The organism is Geobacillus sp. YHL (genome assembly GCF_022341265.1).
GTDB lineage: Bacteria > Bacillota > Bacilli > Bacillales > Anoxybacillaceae > Geobacillus > Geobacillus thermoleovorans.
Map to the genome: position 1 here is coordinate 90865 of NZ_JAEIGB010000002.1, position 23866 is coordinate 114730.

Genomic DNA, 23866 nt, shown 5'->3' on the forward strand with positions numbered 1-23866 from the left:
GCGTTATCGAAAGGGAGGAGAACACGATGAGCCAACGGTTTGCAGGAAGAGTGGCGTTTGTGACCGGAGGAAGCCGCGGCATTGGCAAGGCGATTGTCACCCGCTTCGCGGAAGAAGGAGCGAAAGTGGCGTTCATTGATTTAAACGCAGAAGCCCTTGAAGCGACGGCTGCCGAGCTGCGGGAAAAAGGGTATGACGTTTACGCCAAGGTGGCGAGCGTCACCGACCGCGAACAAGTAGAAGCGACGATCCAAGAAGTGGTCGATCGGTTCGGCTCGCTCGATATTCTCGTCAACAACGCCGGCGTCATCCGCGACAACTTGCTGTTTAAAATGACCGATGACGACTGGCAAACGGTGATGGACGTCCATTTAAAAGGCGCGTTTTATTGCGCCCGCGCCGCGCAAAAATATATGGTCGAAAAAGGGTACGGGCGCATCATCAACATTTCGTCGACATCCGCGCTCGGCAACCGCGGCCAGGCGAACTATTCGGCGGCGAAAGCCGGCATCCAAGGATTTACGAAAACGCTGGCGATTGAGCTTGGCAAATTCGGCATCACGACGAATGCCGTCGCCCCTGGGTTTATTGAAACCGATATGACGAAAGCGACCGCCGAGCGGCTTGGCATTTCGTTTGAGCAGCTCATCCAAGCGAGCGTCGCCAACATCCCGGTCGGGCGCAGCGGCCGTCCGGAAGACATTGCTCATGCGGTCGCCTTTTTCGCCGACGAACGGTCATCGTTTGTCAACGGCCAAGTGCTGTATGTCGCCGGCGGTCCGAAATGCTGAAAACGAGGAGGACGGGGCATGTACCAACATGACATCGGGAAACGGTCAGCGAAAGTGAAAAATGTCGTTGAGCGCGGAGCGGTGAAAAAGTTTGCGGAGGCGATCGGCGATCCAAACCCGATTTATTGGGACGAAGAGACGGGGAAACGGTCGCGCTACGGGCGCAACATTGCGCCGCCGACGTTTCCGCGCGTGTTTGACTACGGCGTCATTGAAGGGCTGAAATTGCCGTCCAAAGGGCTCATCCATGGCGAACAGCACTTCCATTATGAGCGCCCGCTGTTTGTCGGCGAAGAGCTGTACTGCTATGCGGAAGTAAAAGATTACTTTGAAAAGCAAAGCAGCATGGGCCTGCTCGGTTTTTTAGTAATCGCCAACAACGGCGAAGACCCTGATGGGAATCTCGTTTTTACTTCGACCTCGACGATCATTATCAACGAGGCGGTTAGAAAGGCGATGAGCGTATGACGAGCATCCGCAAATGGCAAGTCGGAGAGTCGCTTCCCGAAGTAACGCTCGCACCGGTGTCCCGGCTCGATTTAATCAAATACGCCGGCGCATCAGGCGACTACAACCCGATTCATACGATCGATGAAGAGGCGAAAAAAGCCGGCCTGCCGGGCATTATCGCCCACGGCATGTGGACGATGGGCAATCTCGCAAAGCTGTTTACGCCCTACTACGAAGAAGGATTTGTCCAAGACTATTTCGTCCGCTTCCAGTCGATGGTGTTTTTGAACGATGTCATCACCTTAAAAGCAACGGTGAAGGAAAAAGACGAGAAAGCGATCCGCTTTGCCGTCGCCGCCGTCAACCAGCATGGAAAAGAAGTCATTAAGGGCGAAGCCGTGTTTTCTCTGTATGAATGAAGCAAGGCAGCGAGCCCGGTAACATCGAGAACGCCCAGTTGCCGGGTTTCGTACTACAAAGGGGATGAGGAGGAGTCAGGATGAGACGGGATGCCGTCATTGTGTCTGCTGTACGAACGGCCATTGCCCGCCAAGGAGGCGCTTTGGCGACGTTGCCGGCGCATATTTACGGTGCGGAAGTGATCAAAGAAGCGATGCGGCGGGCGAACATCGGCCCGGAACACGTCGATGATGTCATCATGGGCAATGTCTTAAGCGGCGGCGGCAATATCGCCCGACTGACGGCGCTGCAAACCGGCTTATCTCTAGAGTTGACAGGTTTGACCGTTGACCGCCAATGCGGTTCGGGCATTAACGCTGTGGCGTTGGCGGCGCAGGCCATTTGGGCCGGCGACGGAGATGTGTATATTGCCGGCGGCGTGGAAAGCATGAGCCGCGCGCCGTATTTGATGGACCGCCCGGAAAAACCGTACAGCTCGACGCCGCCGAGCTTTCGAAAGTCGCAGCTATCGCCGAAAGAAATCGGTGACCCGCCGATGGGCATCACGGCGGAAAACTTGGCCAAAAAGTACGGCATCAGCCGTGAAGAACAAGACGCATTCGCCTTGCGCAGCCAGCAGCGCATGGCGCGCGCCATGCAGGAAGGGCGGTTTGACGAGCAAATCGTGCCCATTGCCGTGCCGGTGAAAAAAGGGGAGCCGTTCATCTTCGATACGGACGAACACCCGCGGCCGAACACGACGATGGAAGCGCTCGCAAAACTGCCGCCGGCGTTTTTGGAAGGCGGCACGGTGACGGCGGGGAATAGTTCAGGGCTCAATGACGCCGCTGCCGCGCTCGTCATCATGTCGCGGGAAAAAGCAGAGGAGCTTGGCTTAAAGCCGCTTGCCGTCATCCGCGCCCATGCGGTCGCCGGAGTGGATCCGAACATCATGGGCATCGGCCCGGTGCCGGCGACAAGAAAAGTGCTCGCCAAAGCGGGGCTGACGCTTGATGAGATGGACATCATTGAAATCAATGAAGCGTTTGCCGCGCAAGTGATCGCCTGCGACCGTGAGCTTGAGATGGATCCCGAAAAAGTGAACATAAACGGCGGCGCCATTGCCCATGGCCATCCGCTCGGCGCGACGGGAGCGATTTTGATCACAAAAGCGGTGTATGAACTGAAGCGCTGCGGAGGGAAATACGCGCTCATTACCGCGTGCATCGGAGGCGGCCAAGGCATCGCGACGATTATTGAGAGAGAATGACGCATTGGAGACCGTGGAGGATGAAAGAAAGATTAAGGGAAGTCGCCGTTGAGTTGTTTGAACGCAAAGGATTCAAAGAAACGTCGGTGCAGGAAATCGTCGAAGCGATCGGGGCAACGAAGGGGGCCTTTTACTACTATTACAAAAGCAAAGAGGAGTTGCTATGTGATATTTGCGTTTCCTATCTAGATGATTTGCTTCGGCAGCAAGCCTGCATTGTCCAAGATCCCGAGAAAAGCTGCACGGAGAAATTGCGGGCCATCGTCCATATGGTCATCTGCAATATCCGCACACGGAAGAAAAGCGCCCGCATTTTCTTCCGTGAAATGCGGCATTTGGCGGATGACCATTTGACGGAAATCCGCGCCAAGCGGCGGTTGTTTCGCAAGCGGTATGAACAGCTGGTTCGAGAAGGGATCGCCCGCGGGGAATTCAAGCCGTCGCTTCATGCAGAAATGATTACGTTTGGCCTGCTTGGCATCACCAACTGGAGCTATTATTGGTTCCGGCCTGACGGAGGCATCTCTGAAGAAGAACTGACGGACATTTTCGTTGATTTCATTTTGCACGGCATAAAGGCGCCAAGAGCTGGAGAAAGCGGTCGAAATGAGGCGGAGCCAGGCAATTCGGGCGGCCAGACCGAATGAAAGATCGGCCGCGCTGCTTTGATGGTCTGGCCAAACGGCAAACAAAAAGGGGGGATCGGGATGGAGCTATTCATCCAGCAGCTGTTAAACGGGCTGACAGTTGGAAGCGTTTACAGCCTTGTCGCGTTAGGTTTGACGCTTGTTTATGGCATTTTGCACATTCCAAACTTTGCCCACGGCGCGTTATATATGATGGGGGGTTATGTCACGCTCACTGCGATGACGAAAGCCGGGCTGCCGTACGGGTTGGCCGTTGTCGTGTCGATGGCCGCGGTCGGGATGCTCGGTGTATTGATGGAACGGCTTGTGTTTTATCCGCTTCGCGACGCACCGCCGCTCCATGACAAAATTGCGGCGATTGGCATTTTGTTGTTTTTGGAGGCATTCGCCCAGTTCGTCTGGGGGGCGGACTACCAGACGATGCCAACCCCATACGGCGACGTTGTCAGCATTTTCGGCTTGACCTTGACGGTTCAACGCATCCTCATCATCGCATCCGCTGTCATCATCATGATCTTGCTTTACCTCTTCTTGAAAAAGACGTTCATCGGGTCTTCCATCATCGCGATGGCGCAAAACCGCGAAGGGGCGAATTTGGTCGGCATTAACACGAATAAAGTCGCCATGCTGACGTTTTTCCTTTCCGGCAGTTTGGCAGCGCTCGCCGCGTCGCTCGCTTCGCCGATCAACCTCGTGTTTCCCGGCATGGGCCATCTTGTCATCTTGAAAGCGTTTGTCATCATCATTCTCGGCGGCATGGGAAGCATTCCAGGCGCCATTGTCGGCGGCTATATTTTGGGATTCAGCGAAAGCTTGGGAGCGACGTATGTGTCGAACGACTACAAAGACATTATCGCTTTTGCCATCCTCGTCATCATTTTAACGGTCAAACCGAACGGACTGTTTGCCAAGGAGGGACATTGATGGCTGTATTCGCCAACCGGCGCTTATGGATCGCCGTTCTTGCGGCGCTGGCGCTTGCCTTTCCGTTGCTTGTCACCAACAGCTATTACTTGCACATGATGACGATCTCCTTCATTTGGATGATCGCTGTTTACGGGCTGAATTTATTTGCTGGCTATACTGGTTATTTGTCGCTTGCCCACGCCGGGTTTTTTGCGATTGGCGCGTATGCGCTTGGCATTTTGACGGTGAAAGCCGGCGTGCCGTTTTGGTTGGCTTTCGTGCTTGCTTGTTTGTTCACCACGTTGCTTGGGGCCGTCATCGGGCTTGTTGCGCTGCGGACGAAAGAGCACTTTTTCGCCATTTATACGCTTTGTGTGGGCTATATTATCTATTTGATCATTGACAAATGGGACAGTTTAACCGGCGGAGTGCGCGGGTTTATCGGCATCCCGGCGCCGGCTGACATCGGTCCGCTCTCGTTTCAAACGCCCGTCGCCCAATATTATTTGGTGTTATGCTTCTTGGTTGCGGTCATCTTCACCATGTACCGCCTTGTCTATTCGTTGACCGGACGGACGTACATCGCCATTCGCAACAGTGAGGAGCTCGCGTTGACGCTTGGCATCTCGACGATGAAAAACAAACTCGCCTCGTTTGTTCTCTCGGTCTTTTTTACATCGCTTGCCGGAGCGCTGTACGCATCGTTCATCCGCTTTCTTGGCCCGGACATTGCGTACGTCAGCGTCATGTTCGACTTTTTAACGTATTTGCTTGTCGGTGGGATTGGCACGCTCGCCGGTCCGGTCGTCGGGACGTTGCTGATTACGTTTCTGTCCCAACAATTGCAGTTTTTGCAAGATTACCGGATGTTGATTTTCGGTCCGGTGCTGACGTTGCTCATCATCTTTTACCCACACGGCATTGCCGGGGGGGTCATCCGTTTGAAAGCAAAGCGTGAAGAAGCGCGCCGTCTCGATCCAGAAGCGAACCGAGTTGCTGCGGAACTGGCCGTCTCGAGCCAAGGACGAGGCGAGCGGCACGCAGAGGAGGGATAACGATGCTTTTGCACGTTGAACGGTTGACGAAGCGGTTTGGCGGGCTTCTGGCGGTCAACGATGTCACCTTTTCCGTCGAGCAAGGGAAGATCAACGCCATCATCGGCCCAAACGGAGCCGGCAAATCGACGTTTTTCAATTTAATCAGCGGCTTGTACCGGCCGACGTCAGGGACGATTACGTTCAAAGGGCGCGATATTACCCGCCTGCCGGCAAACGAACGGGCGAAGCTCGGCATCGCCCGCACGTTTCAAACGACTCACTTGTTTGAACAGGCGACGGTGATCGACAACGTCATCATCGGCCATCGTCTCCGCACGTCATCCAACTTATTTGATGCCATTTTGCGCACGAAACGGCACCGCCGCGAGGAACAGGCATGCAAAGAAAAAGCGATGGAAGTGCTCGACTTTGTCGGTCTAACCCATGTGGCGGATCGGATGGTGGCCAACTTGTCGCAGGAGCAGAAAAAGCGGGCGGCGTTCGCGCTTGCCTTGGCGACCGATCCGGAGCTCGTGCTGCTTGATGAACCGGCAGCCGGCATCAACCCGGATGAAACCGAAGGGCTTGAGGAGTTGATCGTCAAAATGATAGAAGGCGGCCTGACTGTTTGCCTGATTGAGCACAAAATGTCGATGATCATGAAAATTGCCGACCGCATTATGGTGTTAAACTACGGAGAAAAAATCGCTGAAGGAACGCCCGAGGAAGTGCGAAACAACGAGGCGGTCATTCAAGCGTATTTAGGAGGGAGCGCCATTGCTTGAAGTTGCGAACGTATCCGTCCGCTACGGGAGTTTTACGGCCATTCGCGATGTGACGTTTTCCGTCAAGCGAGGGGAGATCGCCGTTTTGCTTGGCGCCAACGGGGCCGGGAAAAGCACATTGTTTCGCACGATCAGCGGGCTGCACAAACCAGTGCGGGGGGAAATCCGCCTCGATGGCGAGCGCATTGATTCGCTGCCTCCTGACCGCATCGTCGGGCGCGGCGTCGTGCAATGCGCGGAAGGGCGCAAACTGTTTCCGCGCATGAGTGTATACGAAAATTTGCTGATGGGCGCTTACGTCCATCGGAAGGACAAAGAAGGCATCCGCCGCTCGATTGAACATGTATACGAACTGTTTCCGATTTTGCGCGACAAGCAAAACGCGCCAGCCGGGTCGTTAAGCGGCGGCCAGCAGCAAATGCTCGCCATCGGACGCGCCTTAATGTCACGTCCTGCGGTGCTCTTGCTTGATGAGCCGTCAATCGGACTCGCCCCGTTGATTGTCGAGCAAATGTTTGCGACGATTAAGCAAATCAATGAGGGAGGAACAACGATTTTGCTCGCCGAACAAAACGCCCATGCGGCGCTGTCGATCGCCCATCACGGCTATGTGTTTGAAAATGGAACGATCGTTGCCTCAGGGACGGCGGAGGAGCTGCTCGCCAACGACGATGTCCGCAAAGCGTACATTGGTGCATGATAGGCCTCATCCTTGTCCATCAGCGAAAGCAAGGAGAGGAGATGGCACTGAAAGGGGGTGAATAACGGGTGTGCTAAATATTATCTAAATATTCAAAATAATAAATCGTCAATAGGGGGGAGTAGAATGAAAAAAAGAAAATGGTCAATCGCCGCTATGATCGCGGCCATCATGATGTTGATGCTTGCGGCGTGCAACAATTCGCCAAGCAGCAATAACGCCAACGGCGGAAACAATAGCGGAGGAGGCAGCGGTGAAACGGGCACGGTCAACATCGGCTACAGCGGCCCGCTGAGCGGCCCGGCCGCCTATTATGGCCAACGGACGTTAAACGGCTTGAAAATGGCGGCCGAGGAAATCAACAACAGCGGCGGCTTTGAGGTGAAAGGAAAGAAATACAAAATTAACCTCGTCCCATTAGATGACAAATATTTGCCAAACGAAACGGCAGCGAACGCCAAACGCCTTGTGCAAGAGCATCATACGCCGATCATTTTCACGCCGCACAGCGGTGGCGTCATGGCGCTGCAAGTGTTCAACCAAACGGACAATTTCATCATCGCGGCGTATACGAGCGAGCCGAAAATTACACAAACGGGCAATAAGCTGACCGTGCGCATTCCGCCGCGCTATGACGGCTACATCCCGACGTTTACCGATTATGCCATGAAGCATTTCGGCAAGAAACTGGCCGCCTTGCCGACGGCGACGCAATACGGGAAAGACTGGACAGAAAAACTGTTGCCGTATTGGGAAAAACAAGGCGGAAAAGTCGTCTACAAATCATCGATTGACTTTACGAAAGACACCGACTTCTTTACGATCGTGACGAATGCATTGAAAGAAAAACCGGATGTGTTGTTTATCGGGGGCGCTTCGGAACCGACGGCAAAAGTGGCGAAACAAGCGCGCGAACTTGGCTTTAAAGGCGGCTTTATCATTATGGACCAAGCGAAACTCGATGAGATGAAACGGGTGACGGGCTCTTATGACATGCTTGAAGGTTCGATCGGCGTCATGCCGCTTGTCGAGTCGGATCAACCCGCGGTTCCAGAGTTTGTGAAAAACTATCGGGCAAAGTTCAATGAAGATCCGGGATCGGAAGCCGCTTACAACTATTTGGCGCTTTACGCTTTCGTCGAGGCGATGAAAGCCGCAGGCACCGTCGATGACCCGCAAGCGATCCGCGAACATATGAACGACGGCTTGAAAAACATTCCAGACGAAAAGAAAGTGTATAACGTCCCAAGCATCGGCGACGATGGCGGATTTGAATCGGAAATCGTCGTGGCTGCGGTGGAAAATGGAAAAATTGTGCCGATTGAGTTAATAAAACAATAATACACCATGCAGACTGACAAGCAGAGGCACCTTATCATCGGGCTTTCAATGGGAATGCTCTTTGCATGAGCCCTGAAGTATGCATCTTCTCAAGGATCCGTAGATGGAGCGGTATATGGATGGAGCAATAGAGAGGCTGTCTGAAAAGGTCATCGCACGACTTTTTTCAGACAGCCTTTTCCGTTTTCGCATTATGACGTTTTTTGATTCGTTAATGATAGGATTGCCGCCTGGCAGAACTGTTTCGGGTTGATCAATTCTTATTGTGCATTTCTTATCATAGAAAACTATGTTCTAAATAATCAAAAAAAACAAATAGAAAAATTTTCAATAATGCGATAAAATAAAACTGCTCTGCCACATGATGAATCTAATCACAGGAGGGGAGAGACCGACCATGCGGGAAATGGCCCTCGGCCTTGCCGCCTCGTTCTTTTTTGCCGTTACGTTCATATTGAACCGGTCTATGGAACTAGCTGGCGGGAGTTGGACGTGGAGCTCGTCACTTCGTTTTTTCTTTATGGTTCCGCTGTTGTTTGTCATTCTTCTTGCCCGCCGCAATCTCAGTCCGGTTTGGCGCGACATGAAGAGCCATCCATGGACATGGATCGTCTGGGGGACGGTCGGTTTCGGTCTGTTTTACGCGCCGCTCACGTACGCCGCTGCGTACGGCCCAGGATGGCTTGTAGCCGGCACATGGCAGTGCACGATCGTCGCCGGCGTCCTGCTTAGCCCGCTGTTTACAGAACAAATTGAAACGCAAAACGAAACTGTGTCCGTGCGCCGCCCGATTGAAAAACAGGCGCTTTTCATTTCATTTTTTATTTTGCTCGGCGTCGTGCTTATCCAGTTCCAGCAAGCAAGCCGCCTCACCTGGAAAGAAATCGCGTTGGGGGTCTTTCCTGTGCTGATTGCCGCGTTTGCGTATCCGCTTGGCAATCGGAAAATGATCGAACATTGCGCCGGGCGTCTTGATGCGTTTCAACGCGTATTCGGGATGACGATCGCCAGCTTGCCGTTTTGGTTCGTCGTGGCGCTGATTGGATGGGCGACAGCCGGAGTTCCTTCGGCTGGGCAAACGGCGCAGTCGCTCATTGTCGCTATCAGCTCGGGCGTTATCGCGACGACGCTTTTTTTCATCGCCACTGACCGGGCGAAAGGAAATGAGCGGAAGCTGGCTGCTGTTGAAGCGACGCAATCCGGAGAAGTGATTTTTGCTGTTATCGGCGAAGTGCTGTTCTTATCCGCTCCACTTCCGAACGGATGGGCGTTTGTCGGTTTGGCGGTCATTGTGGCGGGGATTTGCTGGCATAGTTTTGAGTCTGTGAGAATGGCGAAACGGCCGGTTTCGGCTGTTTCGAAGGCCCAGCCTTCGTATCGGGTGGAGGGAGAGCGGTGAAAACGAGCATCTACGCGCTGCTGGCCTGCCATGCGGCTGTGATTTATCTCTGGATTAGCGACTGGGACGTGCTTATGACGCCCGTGGGTCTTGTCGTATGGGGCGGAGGGGTTGCTGTCAGCCTCACCATCCTTCACTTTCGCCCCCGTATTCATCCCAAGCTGCGGTCTATGCTAACAACGATGACGGCGGCGTCGATGCTTGCCGCCGTCTGTTCATTGATCATCGAATGGGCGGTGCGCTCGATGCCGTAGGAACACTTGGTCAGTCGTTGCGGCCGTCAGCGGCCCGGAAGGCTTCTGGAGCGATCCGGCGGCCGACGGCATACATGATCGGCGCGCCGATGGCCATGACGACCAACTCGCTGATGGCCGTCGTCAGCCATGTGAGCCAAAACGGAAAGCCGAGCGCCAGTTTCAATTCGAAGGCGATAATGGCCATAGTCACAGTAAATGACAGCGTATTGACGGTCATGCGCGCCCAAACGTTTCGGACATACCGCATAGAGACGATCGTGATGAGCAGCGCCAACACCGACTGGCCGACGCCAAATACGAGGTCATACGCGACGATCGGCGAGAAAAACCAGTTGGCGAAAAAGACGCCAAGCACAATGCCGATGGCGTATGTTTTGCGGAACACGACCAAGTGATTCAATATTTCTGACACGCGAAACTGAATATTCGTAAAGCCAAACGGCTGAATGAGCGCCGTCACCGCGATATACACGGCGGCGATCAAGCCATTTGCCGCTATGATCCGAATGTTCATAACGTCCTCTCCTCGCATTGATGATAATATGATTGTAGCACGACAAACGAATGAACGAAAGGAAGTGAATCTCGTTGACCTTGACGGATCAACAAGCAACAAGCCGGCGGCGATCGGTTTGGGAAGTCGGAAAAACAGCGCTTCTCCTCGGTTTAACGTCATTTGGTGGTCCGGTCGCTCATCTCGGCTATTTTTACGAAGAGTACGTCAAACGAAAAAAATGGATTGACGAGAAAACGTATGCCGATTTGGTCGCTTTATGCCAATTCCTCCCTGGTCCAGCGAGCAGCCAAGTCGGCATCGGCATCGGATTTATGCGCGCCGGCGTTTGGGGGGCGTTGGCAGCTTGGCTTGGTTTTACGCTGCCGTCAGCGGTCGCCCTCAGCCTGGTTGCTGTTTGGCTGCAACACCATTCTTGGGGTGACGCCGGCTGGATGCACGGCTTGCTGTTGGCGGCCGTGGCGGTCGTGGCGCAAGCCGTATGGGAGATGGCGCGCAAATTCGCCTCTAGCCGCTTCGAGGCAACGGTCGCCATCACAGCGGCGGCCGCTGTGCTTCTTGCGCCGGGCGCGTGGAGCCAAGTAGCCGTCATCGCCGCAGCGGGGGGCATTGGCGCTGTTGGAGTGCGAAAAAATGTCGCACCTTCTTCGTCTGCGGCAGGCATCCCGCCTTCCATTCGTCGTTCCACCGGTTTGACGTTGCTTTCCTTGTTTGCCGTGTTGCTTGTTGCGCTGCCGCTCATTCGTACTTGGATCCACTCACCGCTTTTGGAGCTGTTTGACAGCTTTTACCGCGCTGGGGCGCTCGTGTTTGGCGGCGGGCATGTGGTGTTGCCGCTCTTGGAGGCGGAAGTGGTGCCGCAAGGGTGGGTCACCGCCAATCAATTTTTAGCCGGCTACAGCGCTGCCCAAGCCGTCCCTGGGCCGCTGTTTACGTTTGCCGCGTATATTGGAATGGCGGCGTTGGGCTGGAAGGGAGCGCTAGTGGCTACCACAGCCATTTTTCTTCCATCCTTTTTGCTCGTTCTTGGCGCGTTTCCGTTTTGGCACTGGCTTCGCCGTCATCCACGCTTCCAAGCGGCGCTTGCCGGCATTAACGCCGCTGTGGTCGGGATTTTGCTTGCGGCGCTGTATGACCCGATCTGGACGAAAGCGGTGAAGGGACCGGCCGATTTGGCGTTTTCCCTTGGGGCTTTTCTTCTTCTTGTTGTGTGGAAGTGGCCAGCATGGGCGGTCGTCCTTGTTTCGTTCGTCGGCGGATGGCTGCGCGCTTGGCTCGGCTGATCGCCCTAAGCACCATGATGGCGGCTTTTCATGATCGTCCGAAAATGGACAACGCCGTGTTTGGCTTTGCCGTTGCAATAGCCGGCAGATGCAAATAGATGCATAGATCGATCAACAGCAGCGCCAGCCAAGAGAAACGCTATGAGAAAATGGATGGTCACAATAGCAGGCGGGAGGTCAAACCAGACAACAAGGGGCCGAGTGCGATCTGCGCCGCAAGCAATCCAGCCGCCGCCGACCGTCGTGGCGAGCACGATGGCGTCGATCGTCAACCTCGTTTCCTTAATGGCCGGCGCCAGTGTATTAGTGATGAGCTTGATCAAATGGTTTTCGTTTGCATGGAAGCGATACCGAGGCGGCAGAAACAAAAGAGCGCCGGCATGGCGTAGGGCTGTGCGCTGAAAGGAAAGCTCGCCGCCTGATCCGCAGGCGTATATAGGCAAAAGGAGGGGGAGCCGATGAAGTGGGTATGGATGCTGCTCGCTCTAACGGCCGGGATGGCTGTCTCCGTACAGGCAGGAGTGAACGGCGGCCTCGGCAAGCGGATTGGTGTGTTGGAAGGGGCGTTCGTGTCGTTTTTAATCGGAACGATCGTCTTATTTTTAGTGCAATTGTTTTTCGGAAAAGGAGAATTGCTGGCCATGTTTTCCACACCGAAATGGCAGCTGACGGGCGGTATTCTCGGCGCTTTTTATGTGTTTGTCATGGTGCTGATCGTTCCGAAAGTCGGCGTCGCCAACTCTCTGGCAGCCGTGATCGCCGGCCAGCTCGTCATGAGCTCGATCATTGATCACTTCGGGTTATTCGGGGGACAGCGCATTCCGTTTGACATGACGCGCCTCGCTGCTATAGCCTGTTTGTTTTTGGCGCTTTGGCTTTTTTTCCGCAAATGAACAACAGGACTGGCCAAGTTGGTTTAGTTTTCCGTGATCCGCTCATACTAACAACAGCATGATCGACTTGAAAGGAAGCGGATCAAAGTGAAACAGGCATGGCGCATTTATATGAGCGATTTGAAACATCTCACGACCAACTGGGCCGCATCCATATTGGCTCTCGGTCTGATCGTTCTTCCATCGCTTTACGCTTGGATCAATGTAGAGGCTTCGATTGACCCTTATGCCCATACAGAGGATTTACCGGTCGGCGTCGTGAACGAAGACCGAGGGGCGGAGTTGACCGGTCACCGGTTTCACGCCGGCGATGAGATCGTCAAGACCTTAAAAAACAACCACCAGTTGGGATGGCGATTTGTCACGCGGAAAAAAGGAATGGAAGGCGTTCGGAGGGGAGACTACTTTGCGACGATCGTCATTCCGGCTGATTTCTCGGCTAAATTAGCCACTGTAGTGCAGAAACGTCCGAAAAGGGCGGTTATTTACTATTATGAAAACGACAAACGGAACGCCATCGCTCCCAAAATCACGGAGCGCGGAGCAAGTACATTGTCAGCGCGAGTCAGCGATGAGTTTGTGAGGGTGGTCAATACCGCATTGTTTTCCTTGTTCCACCAAGCGGGAGTGGCGCTCGAACAGCAGCTTCCCACCATTCGCCGCGTTGAAGCGTTCGTGTTTCGTTTGGAAAACGAATTGCCAACGATTCAACGACAATTGAAAGCCCTAGATCGCGATGTGGGAGAGGCAAGATCACTAGTTCGTACAGGCCGCGAGCTTCTGCCGGCTGCCAAAACAACGGTGCGGCGCGGTTTAGAATGGACAGGCCGCGTTGAGAAGTTGTTCATGCAAGTCAATGCTTCATCGCACTTATGGGAAAAGCCGGTGGAAATGGCGGTTCATGCGCTCTATTCCTTTGCAGAGCAGACGTCAGAGTCTCTCGATACACCGGAAAAGCAAGCGCGTTGGGCGACTATCATCCAACAAGCTGCAACAGACGCGAGCCCATTGGTTCAGCAATTGCGCCGAACGTTGAGAACATGGGAGGGGACGATTGATTCCTCTTCGCTTCAACCTGTGCAGCGCACAGTCAGCCGTATCGAGCAGACGCTAGCGTCTATTCAAGAAACAGCGGCGCTAGTGAAACAACATCCAACAGGCGTCGAAGGGAAGATCACTCACCTGCGTGAACAAATGGCCTTATTGGACGCACAGGCGCAGCAACTTGATCAAGCATATCGCCAACGGCTGCTGCCTATGCTGCGGGCAAAATGGAATCAAACAGGGGAACAGGTGCGACAAGCGAAACAAACGCTTCTTCGCATGGATCAAGCGTTACATGAGGCAGAGCAATGGTTGTCAAACACAGATCGTGATTTAGCGGCCGCGCAACAAGCGCTAAAGACCGCACAGGCTCAATATCCATTTCTCTCCCGCCAGGTCCGCGAGCTGGCCGCCTTCCTATCGAAAATCAAAAGAGAAACCAACATCGACGAACTGATTCGCTTGTTGAAACAAGATCCACAGGCGAAAGGCGCCTTTTTGGCCCATCCGGTTGACGTCAAAACGTTCCGCCTTTTCCCGCTGCCGAACTATGGTTCAGGCATGAATCCATTTTACACGGTGCTGGCCATATGGGTAGGATGTTTGTTGCTTGTTTCCATCTTGTCGACCGATCCTTCTTCGTTTTCGGAAGCGAATGAGCGGGAACGATATGCCGGACGGTTGTTGACCTTTTGGACGCTGAATGCTTTGCAGGCGATGGTCGTGACAGCTGGAGCGGCTTTCATCTTGCCGAATATTTTCGTCCGTGAGCCGGGATGGTTCATGACGTTCGGCCTTTTGTGCAGCTTTGTCTTTATGGCGGTGGTTTTTTCGCTTGTTTCCTTGTTCGGCAATGTGGGAAAAGCGATGGCGATTGTGTTGCTCGTCTTGCAAATTGCCGGAGCGGGAGGCACGTATCCGATTGAGCTGATTCCTCCGTTCTTTCAGCAATTAAACCCTTGGCTGCCGTTTACCTACGCCATTGACATCATGCGCGAGGCAGTCGGCGGGATCGTATGGGAAAATGTTGAGCATGACGTCAAGCGGCTTCTCTTGTTTGCCGTTGCCGCCCTTTTGGCTGGGCTTGTGTTGAAAGGCCCGTTAAGCCCGTGGATGCGCGTGCTGAAGGAAAAAGCTGTTCAAAGTGGTTTGTTTCATTGAAAATTGTCTGTTCTCTTTATGGAAGCATCTGTTACAATAGGGACGAGAGCGTTGCTTCATCCTATTTCGCGCAGGAGACTCCCACTTCAACGACCAAAGGGAGTAAGTGGGAGAGGAATGCGCGTTCCCCCTTTCTTTTGTGTATGATCGAATAAAGGCGTGGAGAAAACCGTTCAATAAAGGCACTCCAATAGCTGCTACTCGATGTATGGAGTTGGTTGCAGGAAACGTTGCAACCGCAAAACATCGAGCGTAGGTCCGTCTGTTGTGTGTGGAAGCCAAGTACTGCCAACAGACACACCGAGAGAATCGGTAACGATGCAGGCATGACCTGCGTCGTTGGGTAGTCGTCAACCTGCCCCCTGATGCAACCCCAAGTCAAGGAAGGAGGACGAAGTCCGTTTGCACTTCTGGGGAGTTGCAAGCCCCCACTTCAAGCGTTAGCGAAGTGGGGGTAGTTGACTCTCAATTGCCCCGTAGGATAGACGTCTCCCAAGCATTGTTCACTGCTGCTTTTGCGCGATGGGAGAGCGCTCGATGGCGGGGAAAAGGGGAGAGAATCATGTCGATCCGTCGACTGCTTGGTTTTGCGCTCATTTTTTTGGCGATTTCGATGTTTATCGAGCAAATGTGGTGGGTCGGGGGAATTTGCCTCTTGATTGGAATTGGAATGACGGCGAAGTGGAGGAAAAAGAAGCATATATGGTAACGATCGAGAGCGATAAGCTCAGACAGCACGATGAGCAGTTGATGACAAAAGCAGAACAGTTTATCATAGCAAGCTATCGGGAGCTTGGAAAAAGTGAGCAAGAAATGAGGCGGCGGCTGAACGAAATCCGTTGGGAAATGGAACAAACCGGCACATACCGCCATACGTACGAAGAGTTAAGCTATGGGGCTAAGATGGCTTGGCGCCACAGCAACCGCTGCATCGGCCGCTTGTTTTGGCAATCGCTCCATGTCATCGATGCGCGAGAAGCGGTCACCGAGGATGAGGTGTTTTCGTATCTATTCCATCATATTGAGGTTGCGACCAATGGCGGGAAAATCCGGCCGACGATCACGATCTTCCGTCCAAATGGGGAAGTGCGCATTTGGAATCATCAACTGATTCGTTATGCCGGTTATGAAACCGAAGAAGGGATCATCGGCGACTCATCCTCCCTCACGTTCACCCGCGCCTGTGAACAGCTTGGGTGGAAGGGGGAAAAAACGCCTTTTGACGTGTTGCCCTTGGTGATCCAGGTAGGCAGCCAGAAGCCTGTTTGGACACCGATCCCTAAAGAATTGGTGCTTGAGGTGCCAATTGAACATCCGGAGTTTCCGTGGTTTCGCGATCTGCAGTTAAAATGGTACGCGGTCCCGATTATTTCAGATATGTGTCTAGAAATTGGCGGCATTCGCTATATGGCAGCACCGTTTAACGGGTGGTACATGGGTACGGAGATTGGAGCCCGCAATTTTGCCGATGATTATCGCTACAACATGCTTCCGAAAGTGGCCTTTTGTATGGGGCTTGACACTAACTCCAACGCATCATTATGGAAAGACAAGGCGTTGGTCGAATTGAATATCGCGGTTTTGTATTCCTACAAAAAGGCGGGCGTCAGCATCGTGGACCATCATACCGCCGCGCGCCAATTTCAGTTGTTTGAACAGCAAGAGAAAGCAGCCGGCCGCCATGTCACCGGCGATTGGACATGGCTGATTCCGCCTCTTTCTCCGGCAACAACGCACATTTTTCACCGAACTTATGACAACACGACCATGTTGCCCAACTTTTTCTATCAGGACCGTCCATACGAACGACAAAGGGGAGAGGAACAATGACCGTCATCATCCGCATGCGCGATGTGTCATGGGCAAGAGGAGGGCGCATGATTTTGCGTGATATCAACTGGGAGGTGAAAGAAGGCGAGCAATGGGCGATTCTTGGACTAAACGGCTCCGGGAAAACATCGCTTCTCAATATCGTCACCGGCTATCAGTACCCGACGCGCGGTGAGGTGGAAGTATTAGGCTATCGGTTTGGACAGGCGAGTCTGCCGGAGTTGCGCCGGCACATCGGGTTTGTCAGCAGCGCGCTCCTTGATCAATTTCACGACACGCTGCAAACGGAAACGGTTGAAGATGTCATCATCAGCGGCAAGTTTGCGACGATTGGCCTGTACGATGCCGTCACTGAGGACGATCGGTCCAAAGCGCAATCGTTAATCGAGTCTTTCCGCCTCGAAGCTGTCCAAGAAAAGCGGTACGCAACGTTGTCGCAAGGAGAAAAGCGAAAAACATTGATCGCCCGAGCGTTGATGGCGAATCCGAAGCTGCTCATTTTGGACGAGCCGACGGTCGGCCTTGACTTATTGGCCCGCGAAGAAATTTTAGCATTGATCGGACAGATCGTCACTCAGCCGTGCCATCTCTTATACGTCACCCATTATATCGAAGAAATCGTCGACTCCATTACCCATGTCTTGCTTTTGCAAGACGGGCGCATCCTTGCGGCTGGCCAAAAAGAGGAAGTGTTAACCGACGAGCGGCTTTCAGAAGCGTTTCGCCTTCCGATCCGCGTTCATTGGGAAGACGGCCGGCCGTGGGTGTCCGTCCATCGGTAGGGCGGCCGTTGGCAGCCGTTCCTAGGCCGACTGCCTCAACATACCGTGCACCCAAGAAGGTCAACCGCTATTTTTTGATAGACCGCATTGGTCCAGCCGAACCCTTTTTGCGAAGGGTAGCGGCCGACGGTGCGGATGCTCATGTCGACCACATTATATTTTTCGTACATGTTGCCAGTTTCCAAATACACTTTGGTGCAAAGCCGAATCCATCGCCGGGCGATCTCTTGCGCTTCAAGGTCATAGCCGTAGTTTTGCAACCCTTTGATGACAATCCAGTGAAGCGGGGCCCAGCCGTTCGGAAAATCCCATTGAAATCCGGTTTGGACATTGGAGGCAGCCAATCCGCCGGGTTGAAGGAACAAAGGTAAATGCCGGACGACTTTCGCTGCTTGCTGTTTAGAGGCCGCCCGAGCCCATAACGGATAAAAAGCAGCCAACGAATAATAGCAGTGCTGCCGCCCGTTGAGGAAATGAAAATCAAAATACATGCCAAACGGCTCGTTCCATAAATATTGATTCATCAAGTCTTTTCGCCGCTTAGCCGCCTGCTCCCATTGTTCCGCTTCGCCGTTTAAAGCTAAAAGGCGGGCAAACGCCGCTAAATCGGTTTCGTACTTATAAAGCAAAGCGTTGAGATCCACCGGAATGAAATAGCCGCATTGCCGGTGAAAACGGCCTGTATAGTCCCAACCGGACTCCGCCTCGACCCTTTCATGCCAAAACGCAGGCGGGATATACATTTCGTCAAAATGGAGATACGCCTCCCCCTTTACCCGCAGCATCGACTCAAGCCGATCGTAATATTTATTGAGGCCGATCTGGGGATGATAGTGAGTGGTTTCGTCCATCCAGACTTCTTTGTATTCGATTTTGGCCCATTCGTAAGCGGAGCGGAGCCACTCTTTGTCTCCGCGCCATACCTCCTCGATCATCGACGTCAATAACGGAGGCTGGGAACGGCTTAAGTGGGCCAGTTCGGAACTGTTTGGAATGATTCCAAACGTTTTCAACTCGTAAAAGAAGTTGTTGACGATGCTGCGGGCGAGTTCGTGCAGCCTTGAAATGTTCAGTCCCAATATAATGAAATAGCTGTCCCAGTAAAAGAGCTGCTGGTACACCCCGCCGGGAACGACGTATGGAAACGGAAGGGAAAACAGTTCTCCTTTGGAGTAAGGCGGGCTTGTTTTGACCAATTGTTCCCACCGTTGGTGAATGGAAGAAAACACATGCTCTACGGCTGGATCCGGGCAAATGACCGTGATGTCCGGAAGCTCAATCGGCAACGGCTGTCCCTCCATGGGAATGGTCTATATGGCTATGTATATGGCCAAAACGACCCGGTCATGCCGCCAATCGAGTGCACGGCGATGGCAGAGGAAGAAAACGGAAGCCGAGCAACAAGGGCCACCGAACAAGGACGCCCTTGTTGCCACTTTTTCAAAACGCGCGGTCAACCGACGGAAAATTGATATCATCCGTCGTTTGGCGGCTGTCAGCTGGCGTCACTTCGATCACCGGCGGCCGACCGTTTTCAAAACCGCGGGCGATGTCGCGAATCGGGCTCATTTCATCGGGAACGCCAATTCCCGGGGTATAGCGCGGCAGGCTGGAAGTGGCGCCGCGTTCTTCCCAAGGCTCTCTCATGAATCAACACCTCCATATTCTCAGTATGGCCATTGATGGATGCCGTACAAATGGAAATCAAATCCTTTCCCGCCAATTTCTTTTGTGGAGCCCTGTCATCTGTTGTAGGCATACTATGGATGACAATATGGGCAACAGGAGGGAAGGAACTCAATGCAGTTTGGGAAAGATGCGATCGAAGCGATTTGGCGCCGCCAGTGCGGAGCGTGGGAGCGGAGCGATGCGGCATGTGTCCAATCATTTTTGGTGGAATGTTTACAACATAACCTTGATCCGCAAGACGGGCTCAATTGGATCATTGAGCACCGCACCCAGCTTTCTGACGCCGATGCAGTGGTGGACGCGGCACTCCGTTGGGTGAATGAACATACGTCCACTGGCTCCCCGGTGTCAGGAATCGGAGCGGAACAACAAGAGTGAGGCGGCGAACAGGAAAGGGCGGAACAAAGGATGGTATGGGTCATCAAAACAAAACACGAAAATGACCAAGGGGAGACGGTCGGGCTGGAGCTCGAGAGCGAAGATGGCTGGCTTGACGCCAACGTTCGCTGGGACGGATGCATGGAAATTCACTTGTACTTGGTGACGGAGGAAGGCCGCGAACTGAGCGATACGCTCCATACGTGCGATTTGCAGGGGCTGATCGAGCGGTTGCAGTCATTGGATTCCGTGTGTCGATCGTTCTTTTTCCAAATTTCAGGACAGGGGAGCTGATGAAGGCCGAACCGCCGGCAGCGCCGCTGACCTCATCGATGAATGAACGAGGAGCCAAAACCGAGGCTCCTCTTTTTTCCTGAACGGCATGGTGTTCATTGAAGGGAGGAGACGCGTCAGGAGGGGAAGCATGCTCGATTGCCGTTGGCTTTGTCTTTGTTTGGAAGTGCAGGCTTTTCCGATTAGAGGTATAAAAATGTTTAAAATATTCTAAATGTGATGTATAATAAAAGAAACAACATACTAACCGGTTGGTATATCATCTGTTGAAAACGGATTCAGAAGCGGATCGAAAGGCGGGAAGATCATGAGGCTAAAAGGAAAAGCGGCGATTGTCACCGGCGGCGCGAGCGGCATCGGCCGGGCGACGGCAATCCGCTTTGTGGAAGAAGGCGCCAAAGTGGCGGTGAGCGACATTGACGAGGCGGGAGGGGAAGAGACGGTCCGCCTGATTCGGGAAAAAGGAGGGGAGGCGATTTTTGTCCAGACGGATGTCGCCGATTCCAAGCAAGTGAGCCGCCTTGTCCAAACGGCGGTTGATGCCTTTGGCGGCCTCCATATTCTCTTCAACAATGCCGGCATCGGCCATTCGGAAGTGCGGAGCACCGACTTGTCTGAAGAAGAGTGGGACCGGGTCATTAACGTCAACTTAAAGGGCGTGTTTCTTGGCATCAAATACGCGGTGCCGGCACTGAAAGCATCCGGGGGTGGGGCGATTGTCAACACGGCCAGCCTGCTCGGACTGAAGGGAAAAAAATATCAAGCCGCCTACAACGCATCAAAAGCAGGTGTCATTTTGTTAACTCAAAATGCCGCATTGGAATATGGGAAATTTAACATTCGCGTCAACGCCATTGCGCCGGGGGTCATTGATACGAACATCATCACGCCGTGGAAACAAGATGAGCGCAAATGGCCGATCATCTCGAAGGCGAACGCCCTCGGCCGCATCGGGACGCCAGAGGAAGTGGCAAACGCGGTGTTGTTTTTGGCGTCCGATGAAGCGTCGTTTATCACCGGCGCAACATTATCGGTTGACGGTGGCGGGCTGACGTTTTAGCGGCCGAAGTTTGAAAAAAGAAGGGCACGCCCTAACCGCTAGGCTAGCAACAGAAATGAGGGGAGAGGAAAACGATGCGTTTTTTGAATACCGTGGCCGTGGTCACAGGAGGAGGCAGCGGCATCGGCAAGGCGGCGGCTCTCCGTTTGGCGAAAGAAGGCGCCGCTGTCGTGCTTGTCGGCCGTACAGCAGCGAAACTGGAGGAGGCTGCAGAAGAAATCGCACGTCTCGGGACGCCGGGGGGCGTTGACCGGTTTGCGGCGGATGTCACCGACCGCGAACAAGTGCAAGCATTGGCCGAGTATGTCCGACAGCGGTACGGCGACTTGCATGTGCTTGTCAATAACGCCGGCATCTCCACTCATGCGAGATGGCTTGAGTTGACGGAACAAGAGTGGGATGACGTCCAACGCATCAACATCAAAAGCGTGTTTCTTGTGTCGCAGGCGTTCGCTTCGCTGATGATCGAAGGGGCAAAACGCGAGCGCGCCAATCGGGCGATTGTGAACGTAGCGTCATTGTCCGGCCATCAGGCCGGGGCGGAAATTCCGCACTACAGCGCGGCGAAAGCAGGGGTCATCAACTTGACTAAATCGCTCGCTTTGGAGCTGGCGCCGTATGGCATCCGCGTCAATTCCGTCTCGCCCGGTTTTGTCGAGACGCCGCTTACCGAGCGCGGACTGCAAAACGAGCGGTTTGTGAAAGCCATCGAGCGCAATACCGCCTTGGGCCGAGTCGGGACGCCTGAGGAAATTGCGAACGTCATTGCGTTTCTTGCCTCCTCGGAAGCGTCGTACATGACCGGCTCTGATGTGTTGGTCGATGGCGGATGGCTCATCAAATGAAACGGAAAAGTCCAAAATGGAAAAGGAGAGGAAAGGAATATGGAAACCTCGCATTTGCTTGTGGAACAATCCGGTTCTGTATTATGGTTGACGCTGAATCGCCCGGAGCGGCTCAATGCCTTCAGCCCGGAGATGATTGCCGGACTGACGGATGAAATCGAACGCGCCGCGGCGGATGATGCCGTCCGCGCCATCGTCTTATCCGGCGCTGGGCGGGCGTTTTGCGCCGGCGGGGATGTAAAAACGATGGGGCAATCAAGCGCCTCGCAGGCGTATGAGCATATCGGCCGACTGAATCGGCTCATTCTGACTATGCAACGATGCGAAAAACCGATCATGGCCGCGGTGCACGGATTCGCTGCCGGGGCGGGATTTAACCTCGCGCTGGCGTGTGATTTGATCCTCGCGGCCGAAGACAGTCAATTCATTTTGAGCTTTGCGAAAGTCGGCCTTGTCTCCGACGGTGGCGGGTCGTATTGGCTGCCGCGGCTTGTCGGTCCGCATTTGGCGAAACAGTTTTTCTTCACCGCCGATCCGATTCCAGCCCGTCGCCTGTATGAATTGGGCGTCCTAAGCGAGGTCGTCCCAGCTGAGAAACTGCGCGAGGCGACAGAATCGCTCGCCTCGAAGCTGGCGTGCGGGCCCACGAAAGCCATCGGAAAACAAAAACGGCTGATTGAGCACGCGCTGACCGCGACACTCGAGGAGATTCTCGAAGAAGAGCGTCTCGTTCAAGGGCTGATGGTGGAAACCGAAGACCATCGCGAAGGGGTGGCGGCGTTTAAAGAGAAACGGAGCCCGGTGTTCCAAGGAAAATAAGCGAGCGGCAGTGCCAAAAGAGCGTTGCGCCCTGTTTCTCCATCAGCGAGAAACGGGGCGTATTTTGTTTTCACTTCGCCTCAAATGAAACAGCCCCCTTTCCAAATGGGGAAAAGGGGTGGCTGGTCGGGGAACGGTGCGATCAAACGTCAAAGCGCCCCTGCTTGATTCCGGATGGGTTCTGCGAGCAACTGATCCACGTCGTCGATCAACTCGTCAACATGGTCATACGGCGCATCCAGCTGCAGCATTTTCCGCAAGATCCGACGAGCGTTTGGCGATAAATCGAGCTCTTCTTCCCAGCTTTTTTCCTCGTCACTTGTCGGTTCATAGGCAGAATACAATAAAAACAAGGTGAAGTGTCCAAGGGCATAGAAATCGCTTCGTGGATGCGGTTCGCGCCGCAGTCGCTTTTCCACTGGATCGTCATCGCGCACATCCACCGATTCCCCGATGCGGCAGGCCAAGCCGAAGTCGATGACAAACACCGTTCCATTGCGCCAGATGATGTTCGGGATGCGCAAATCGCGGTGGACAATCCCCAAAGTATGCAGGTGGCACACGACCATCAACACGTCGCGCAGCAGCTGGAACGCTGCCTGTTCCGTATACGTGACTCCCCGTTTGAAGATCAAGTCTTCCACGGTTTCTCCTTCGATGTACTCCATCACGAGATGCGGCTGTCCGCGCTCCACAAACCGATCATACAGCCTCGGAATTTGCGGGTGGCGCAAACGGGCAAGCAGATCCGCTTCGCGCTGAAGCAAGCGGCGGCCGTCTTCTCCTTTTGTCCGCCGCGCCTGCTTGACGACGACAAACCGCTTGGTATGGAGGTCGCGCCCTTTATAGGCGATGCCGTAGCTTCCCATCCCAAGCTCTTCGATGATTTCATAGCGGCCCAAAAGCACCTTCCCGCCCCGATGCGGCCGATCAACCCAGCGGGAGACGAACGGATGGCGTTCAAAAAACCGTTTCATCAGCTGCCGAAAAAGCTTGAGAAGAAGCTGCCGCTATGATGTTTCTTTTTGTAGTGATGGTGCCCATACTGGGACGGGTGGTGATGCGAGTGATACGTCGGGTTGTAATAATGGTGGTCGCTGCTGCTGTAATGTTTATGGTAGTGCGACGGATGATGGGGATGGCCGAAAAGGGATTTTAGCCATTTTTTCAACATCGTGATCGCTCCTTTGCGATAGATTTATCTATATATACGAGGCAATGAGAGGGAGGTTTCAGATTCAAAGATGAAAAAGAAACCGCCAGGGGCATGAGCCCCCAGCGCCGTGCAGTAG

At 53.8% G+C, this 23866-nt stretch carries 28 protein-coding genes; 22 read left to right on the forward strand and 6 right to left on the reverse strand.

Features of this window, described 5'->3' with window-relative positions:
* Positions 1-26: 26 nt before the first annotated feature.
* The 12 genes from JCR24_RS02915 (at position 27) to JCR24_RS02970 (ending at position 9979) form a co-directional block, all read left to right on the forward strand.
* Positions 27-791 carry a beta-ketoacyl-ACP reductase gene (locus JCR24_RS02915; protein WP_013523726.1) on the forward strand — a complete coding sequence of 255 codons (765 nt, stop codon included), beginning with the start codon at positions 27-29 and terminating at the stop codon, positions 789-791.
* Between the two features lie 18 nt (positions 792-809).
* Entirely contained in the window at positions 810-1259 is a 450-nt protein-coding gene (locus tag JCR24_RS02920; RefSeq protein ID WP_238980052.1) for a MaoC family dehydratase N-terminal domain-containing protein, read from the forward strand.
* Positions 1256-1660 (forward strand): MaoC family dehydratase, encoded by a 405-nt coding sequence (locus JCR24_RS02925; protein ID WP_079936478.1) that lies wholly within the window; start codon positions 1256-1258, stop codon positions 1658-1660. Before JCR24_RS02920 ends, JCR24_RS02925 begins: the two co-directional genes overlap by 4 nt.
* A gap of 80 nt (positions 1661-1740) precedes the next feature.
* A complete protein-coding gene (locus JCR24_RS02930; RefSeq protein WP_238980053.1) occupies positions 1741-2910 on the forward strand; it encodes a thiolase family protein in 1170 nt (389 codons plus the stop codon).
* Between the two features lie 20 nt (positions 2911-2930).
* On the forward strand, positions 2931-3557 hold the full coding sequence (locus tag JCR24_RS02935; RefSeq protein ID WP_238980054.1) for a TetR/AcrR family transcriptional regulator: 627 nt from the start codon (positions 2931-2933) through the stop codon (positions 3555-3557).
* A 60-nt stretch (positions 3558-3617) separates the two neighbouring features.
* Complete coding sequence (locus JCR24_RS02940; RefSeq protein WP_011231155.1) at positions 3618-4481, forward strand: branched-chain amino acid ABC transporter permease; 864 nt, start codon at positions 3618-3620, stop codon at positions 4479-4481.
* Positions 4481-5518: a branched-chain amino acid ABC transporter permease gene (locus tag JCR24_RS02945; RefSeq protein ID WP_011231156.1), complete on the forward strand. Its 1038-nt coding sequence runs from the start codon at positions 4481-4483 to the stop codon at positions 5516-5518. The genes JCR24_RS02940 and JCR24_RS02945 overlap by 1 nt, the downstream gene beginning before the upstream one ends.
* A gap of 2 nt (positions 5519-5520) precedes the next feature.
* Positions 5521-6285, forward strand: coding sequence for an ABC transporter ATP-binding protein (locus JCR24_RS02950; RefSeq protein WP_011231157.1), 765 nt, complete (start codon positions 5521-5523; stop codon positions 6283-6285).
* Positions 6278-6985, forward strand: a complete 708-nt coding sequence (locus tag JCR24_RS02955; RefSeq protein WP_238980055.1) for an ABC transporter ATP-binding protein — start codon at positions 6278-6280, stop codon at positions 6983-6985. The genes JCR24_RS02950 and JCR24_RS02955 overlap by 8 nt, the downstream gene beginning before the upstream one ends.
* Positions 6986-7111: 126 nt before the next feature.
* On the forward strand, positions 7112-8326 hold the full coding sequence (locus JCR24_RS02960; protein WP_025039057.1) for an ABC transporter substrate-binding protein: 1215 nt from the start codon (positions 7112-7114) through the stop codon (positions 8324-8326).
* 397 nt (positions 8327-8723) lie between these two features.
* A complete protein-coding gene (locus tag JCR24_RS02965; protein WP_238980056.1) occupies positions 8724-9725 on the forward strand; it encodes a DMT family transporter in 1002 nt (333 codons plus the stop codon).
* A complete protein-coding gene (locus JCR24_RS02970) occupies positions 9722-9979 on the forward strand; it encodes a hypothetical protein (RefSeq protein WP_013145362.1) in 258 nt (85 codons plus the stop codon). Before JCR24_RS02965 ends, JCR24_RS02970 begins: the two co-directional genes overlap by 4 nt.
* 10 nt (positions 9980-9989) lie before the next feature.
* Here JCR24_RS02970 and JCR24_RS02975 read toward each other — a convergent pair whose 3' ends face one another.
* Entirely contained in the window at positions 9990-10496 is a 507-nt protein-coding gene (locus JCR24_RS02975) for a QueT transporter family protein (protein ID WP_013145361.1), read from the reverse strand.
* Positions 10497-10570: 74 nt separating this feature from the next.
* On the opposite strand from JCR24_RS02975, the gene chrA reads away from it, so the two are divergent.
* A complete protein-coding gene (chrA, locus tag JCR24_RS02980) occupies positions 10571-11779 on the forward strand; it encodes a chromate efflux transporter (RefSeq protein ID WP_238980057.1) in 1209 nt (402 codons plus the stop codon).
* A 5-nt stretch (positions 11780-11784) separates the two neighbouring features.
* On the opposite strand, the gene JCR24_RS02985 is transcribed toward chrA, so the two are convergent.
* Entirely contained in the window at positions 11785-12102 is a 318-nt protein-coding gene (locus JCR24_RS02985; protein WP_164832294.1) for a hypothetical protein, read from the reverse strand.
* Between the two features lie 135 nt (positions 12103-12237).
* On the opposite strand from JCR24_RS02985, the gene JCR24_RS02990 reads away from it, so the two are divergent.
* From JCR24_RS02990 to JCR24_RS03005, 4 genes are all read left to right on the forward strand, one after another.
* Complete coding sequence (locus JCR24_RS02990) at positions 12238-12672, forward strand: DMT family transporter (protein WP_033025354.1); 435 nt, start codon at positions 12238-12240, stop codon at positions 12670-12672.
* 87 nt (positions 12673-12759) lie between these two features.
* Positions 12760-14877 carry a YhgE/Pip domain-containing protein gene (locus JCR24_RS02995; RefSeq protein WP_033025355.1) on the forward strand — a complete coding sequence of 706 codons (2118 nt, stop codon included), beginning with the start codon at positions 12760-12762 and terminating at the stop codon, positions 14875-14877.
* Positions 14878-15579: 702 nt separating this feature from the next.
* On the forward strand, positions 15580-16707 hold the full coding sequence (locus tag JCR24_RS03000; RefSeq protein ID WP_277813380.1) for a nitric oxide synthase oxygenase: 1128 nt from the start codon (positions 15580-15582) through the stop codon (positions 16705-16707).
* A complete protein-coding gene (locus tag JCR24_RS03005; protein WP_014195781.1) occupies positions 16704-17489 on the forward strand; it encodes an ABC transporter ATP-binding protein in 786 nt (261 codons plus the stop codon). The genes JCR24_RS03000 and JCR24_RS03005 overlap by 4 nt, the downstream gene beginning before the upstream one ends.
* 35 nt (positions 17490-17524) lie before the next feature.
* Here the strand turns inward: JCR24_RS03005 and JCR24_RS03010 are convergent, their stop codons facing one another.
* Together JCR24_RS03010 and JCR24_RS03015 are read right to left on the reverse strand one after the other, a co-directional pair.
* Positions 17525-18775: an alpha,alpha-trehalase gene (locus JCR24_RS03010; protein ID WP_238980058.1), complete on the reverse strand. Its 1251-nt coding sequence runs from the start codon at positions 18773-18775 to the stop codon at positions 17525-17527.
* A gap of 154 nt (positions 18776-18929) precedes the next feature.
* Positions 18930-19136, reverse strand: a complete 207-nt coding sequence (locus tag JCR24_RS03015) for a hypothetical protein (protein ID WP_238980059.1) — start codon at positions 19134-19136, stop codon at positions 18930-18932.
* Between the two features lie 153 nt (positions 19137-19289).
* Between JCR24_RS03015 and JCR24_RS03020 the strand changes: the two genes are divergently transcribed.
* From JCR24_RS03020 to JCR24_RS03040, 5 genes are all read left to right on the forward strand, one after another.
* A complete protein-coding gene (locus JCR24_RS03020) occupies positions 19290-19556 on the forward strand; it encodes a hypothetical protein (RefSeq protein WP_025950582.1) in 267 nt (88 codons plus the stop codon).
* Between the two features lie 30 nt (positions 19557-19586).
* Positions 19587-19850, forward strand: coding sequence for a hypothetical protein (locus tag JCR24_RS03025; protein ID WP_011231177.1), 264 nt, complete (start codon positions 19587-19589; stop codon positions 19848-19850).
* A 307-nt stretch (positions 19851-20157) separates the two neighbouring features.
* Positions 20158-20910 (forward strand): SDR family NAD(P)-dependent oxidoreductase, encoded by a 753-nt coding sequence (locus JCR24_RS03030; protein ID WP_033025365.1) that lies wholly within the window; start codon positions 20158-20160, stop codon positions 20908-20910.
* A 74-nt stretch (positions 20911-20984) separates the two neighbouring features.
* Positions 20985-21755, forward strand: a complete 771-nt coding sequence (locus JCR24_RS03035; protein ID WP_033025368.1) for an SDR family NAD(P)-dependent oxidoreductase — start codon at positions 20985-20987, stop codon at positions 21753-21755.
* A 39-nt stretch (positions 21756-21794) separates the two neighbouring features.
* Positions 21795-22574: an enoyl-CoA hydratase/isomerase family protein gene (locus JCR24_RS03040; protein WP_033025370.1), complete on the forward strand. Its 780-nt coding sequence runs from the start codon at positions 21795-21797 to the stop codon at positions 22572-22574.
* Between the two features lie 149 nt (positions 22575-22723).
* On the opposite strand, the gene JCR24_RS03045 is transcribed toward JCR24_RS03040, so the two are convergent.
* Both JCR24_RS03045 and JCR24_RS03050 read right to left on the reverse strand, forming a co-directional pair.
* A complete protein-coding gene (locus JCR24_RS03045) occupies positions 22724-23551 on the reverse strand; it encodes a serine/threonine protein kinase (RefSeq protein ID WP_238980060.1) in 828 nt (275 codons plus the stop codon).
* Positions 23551-23748, reverse strand: coding sequence for a hypothetical protein (locus JCR24_RS03050; protein WP_011231182.1), 198 nt, complete (start codon positions 23746-23748; stop codon positions 23551-23553). The genes JCR24_RS03045 and JCR24_RS03050 overlap by 1 nt, the downstream gene beginning before the upstream one ends.
* Between the last annotated feature and the right edge of the window lie 118 nt (positions 23749-23866).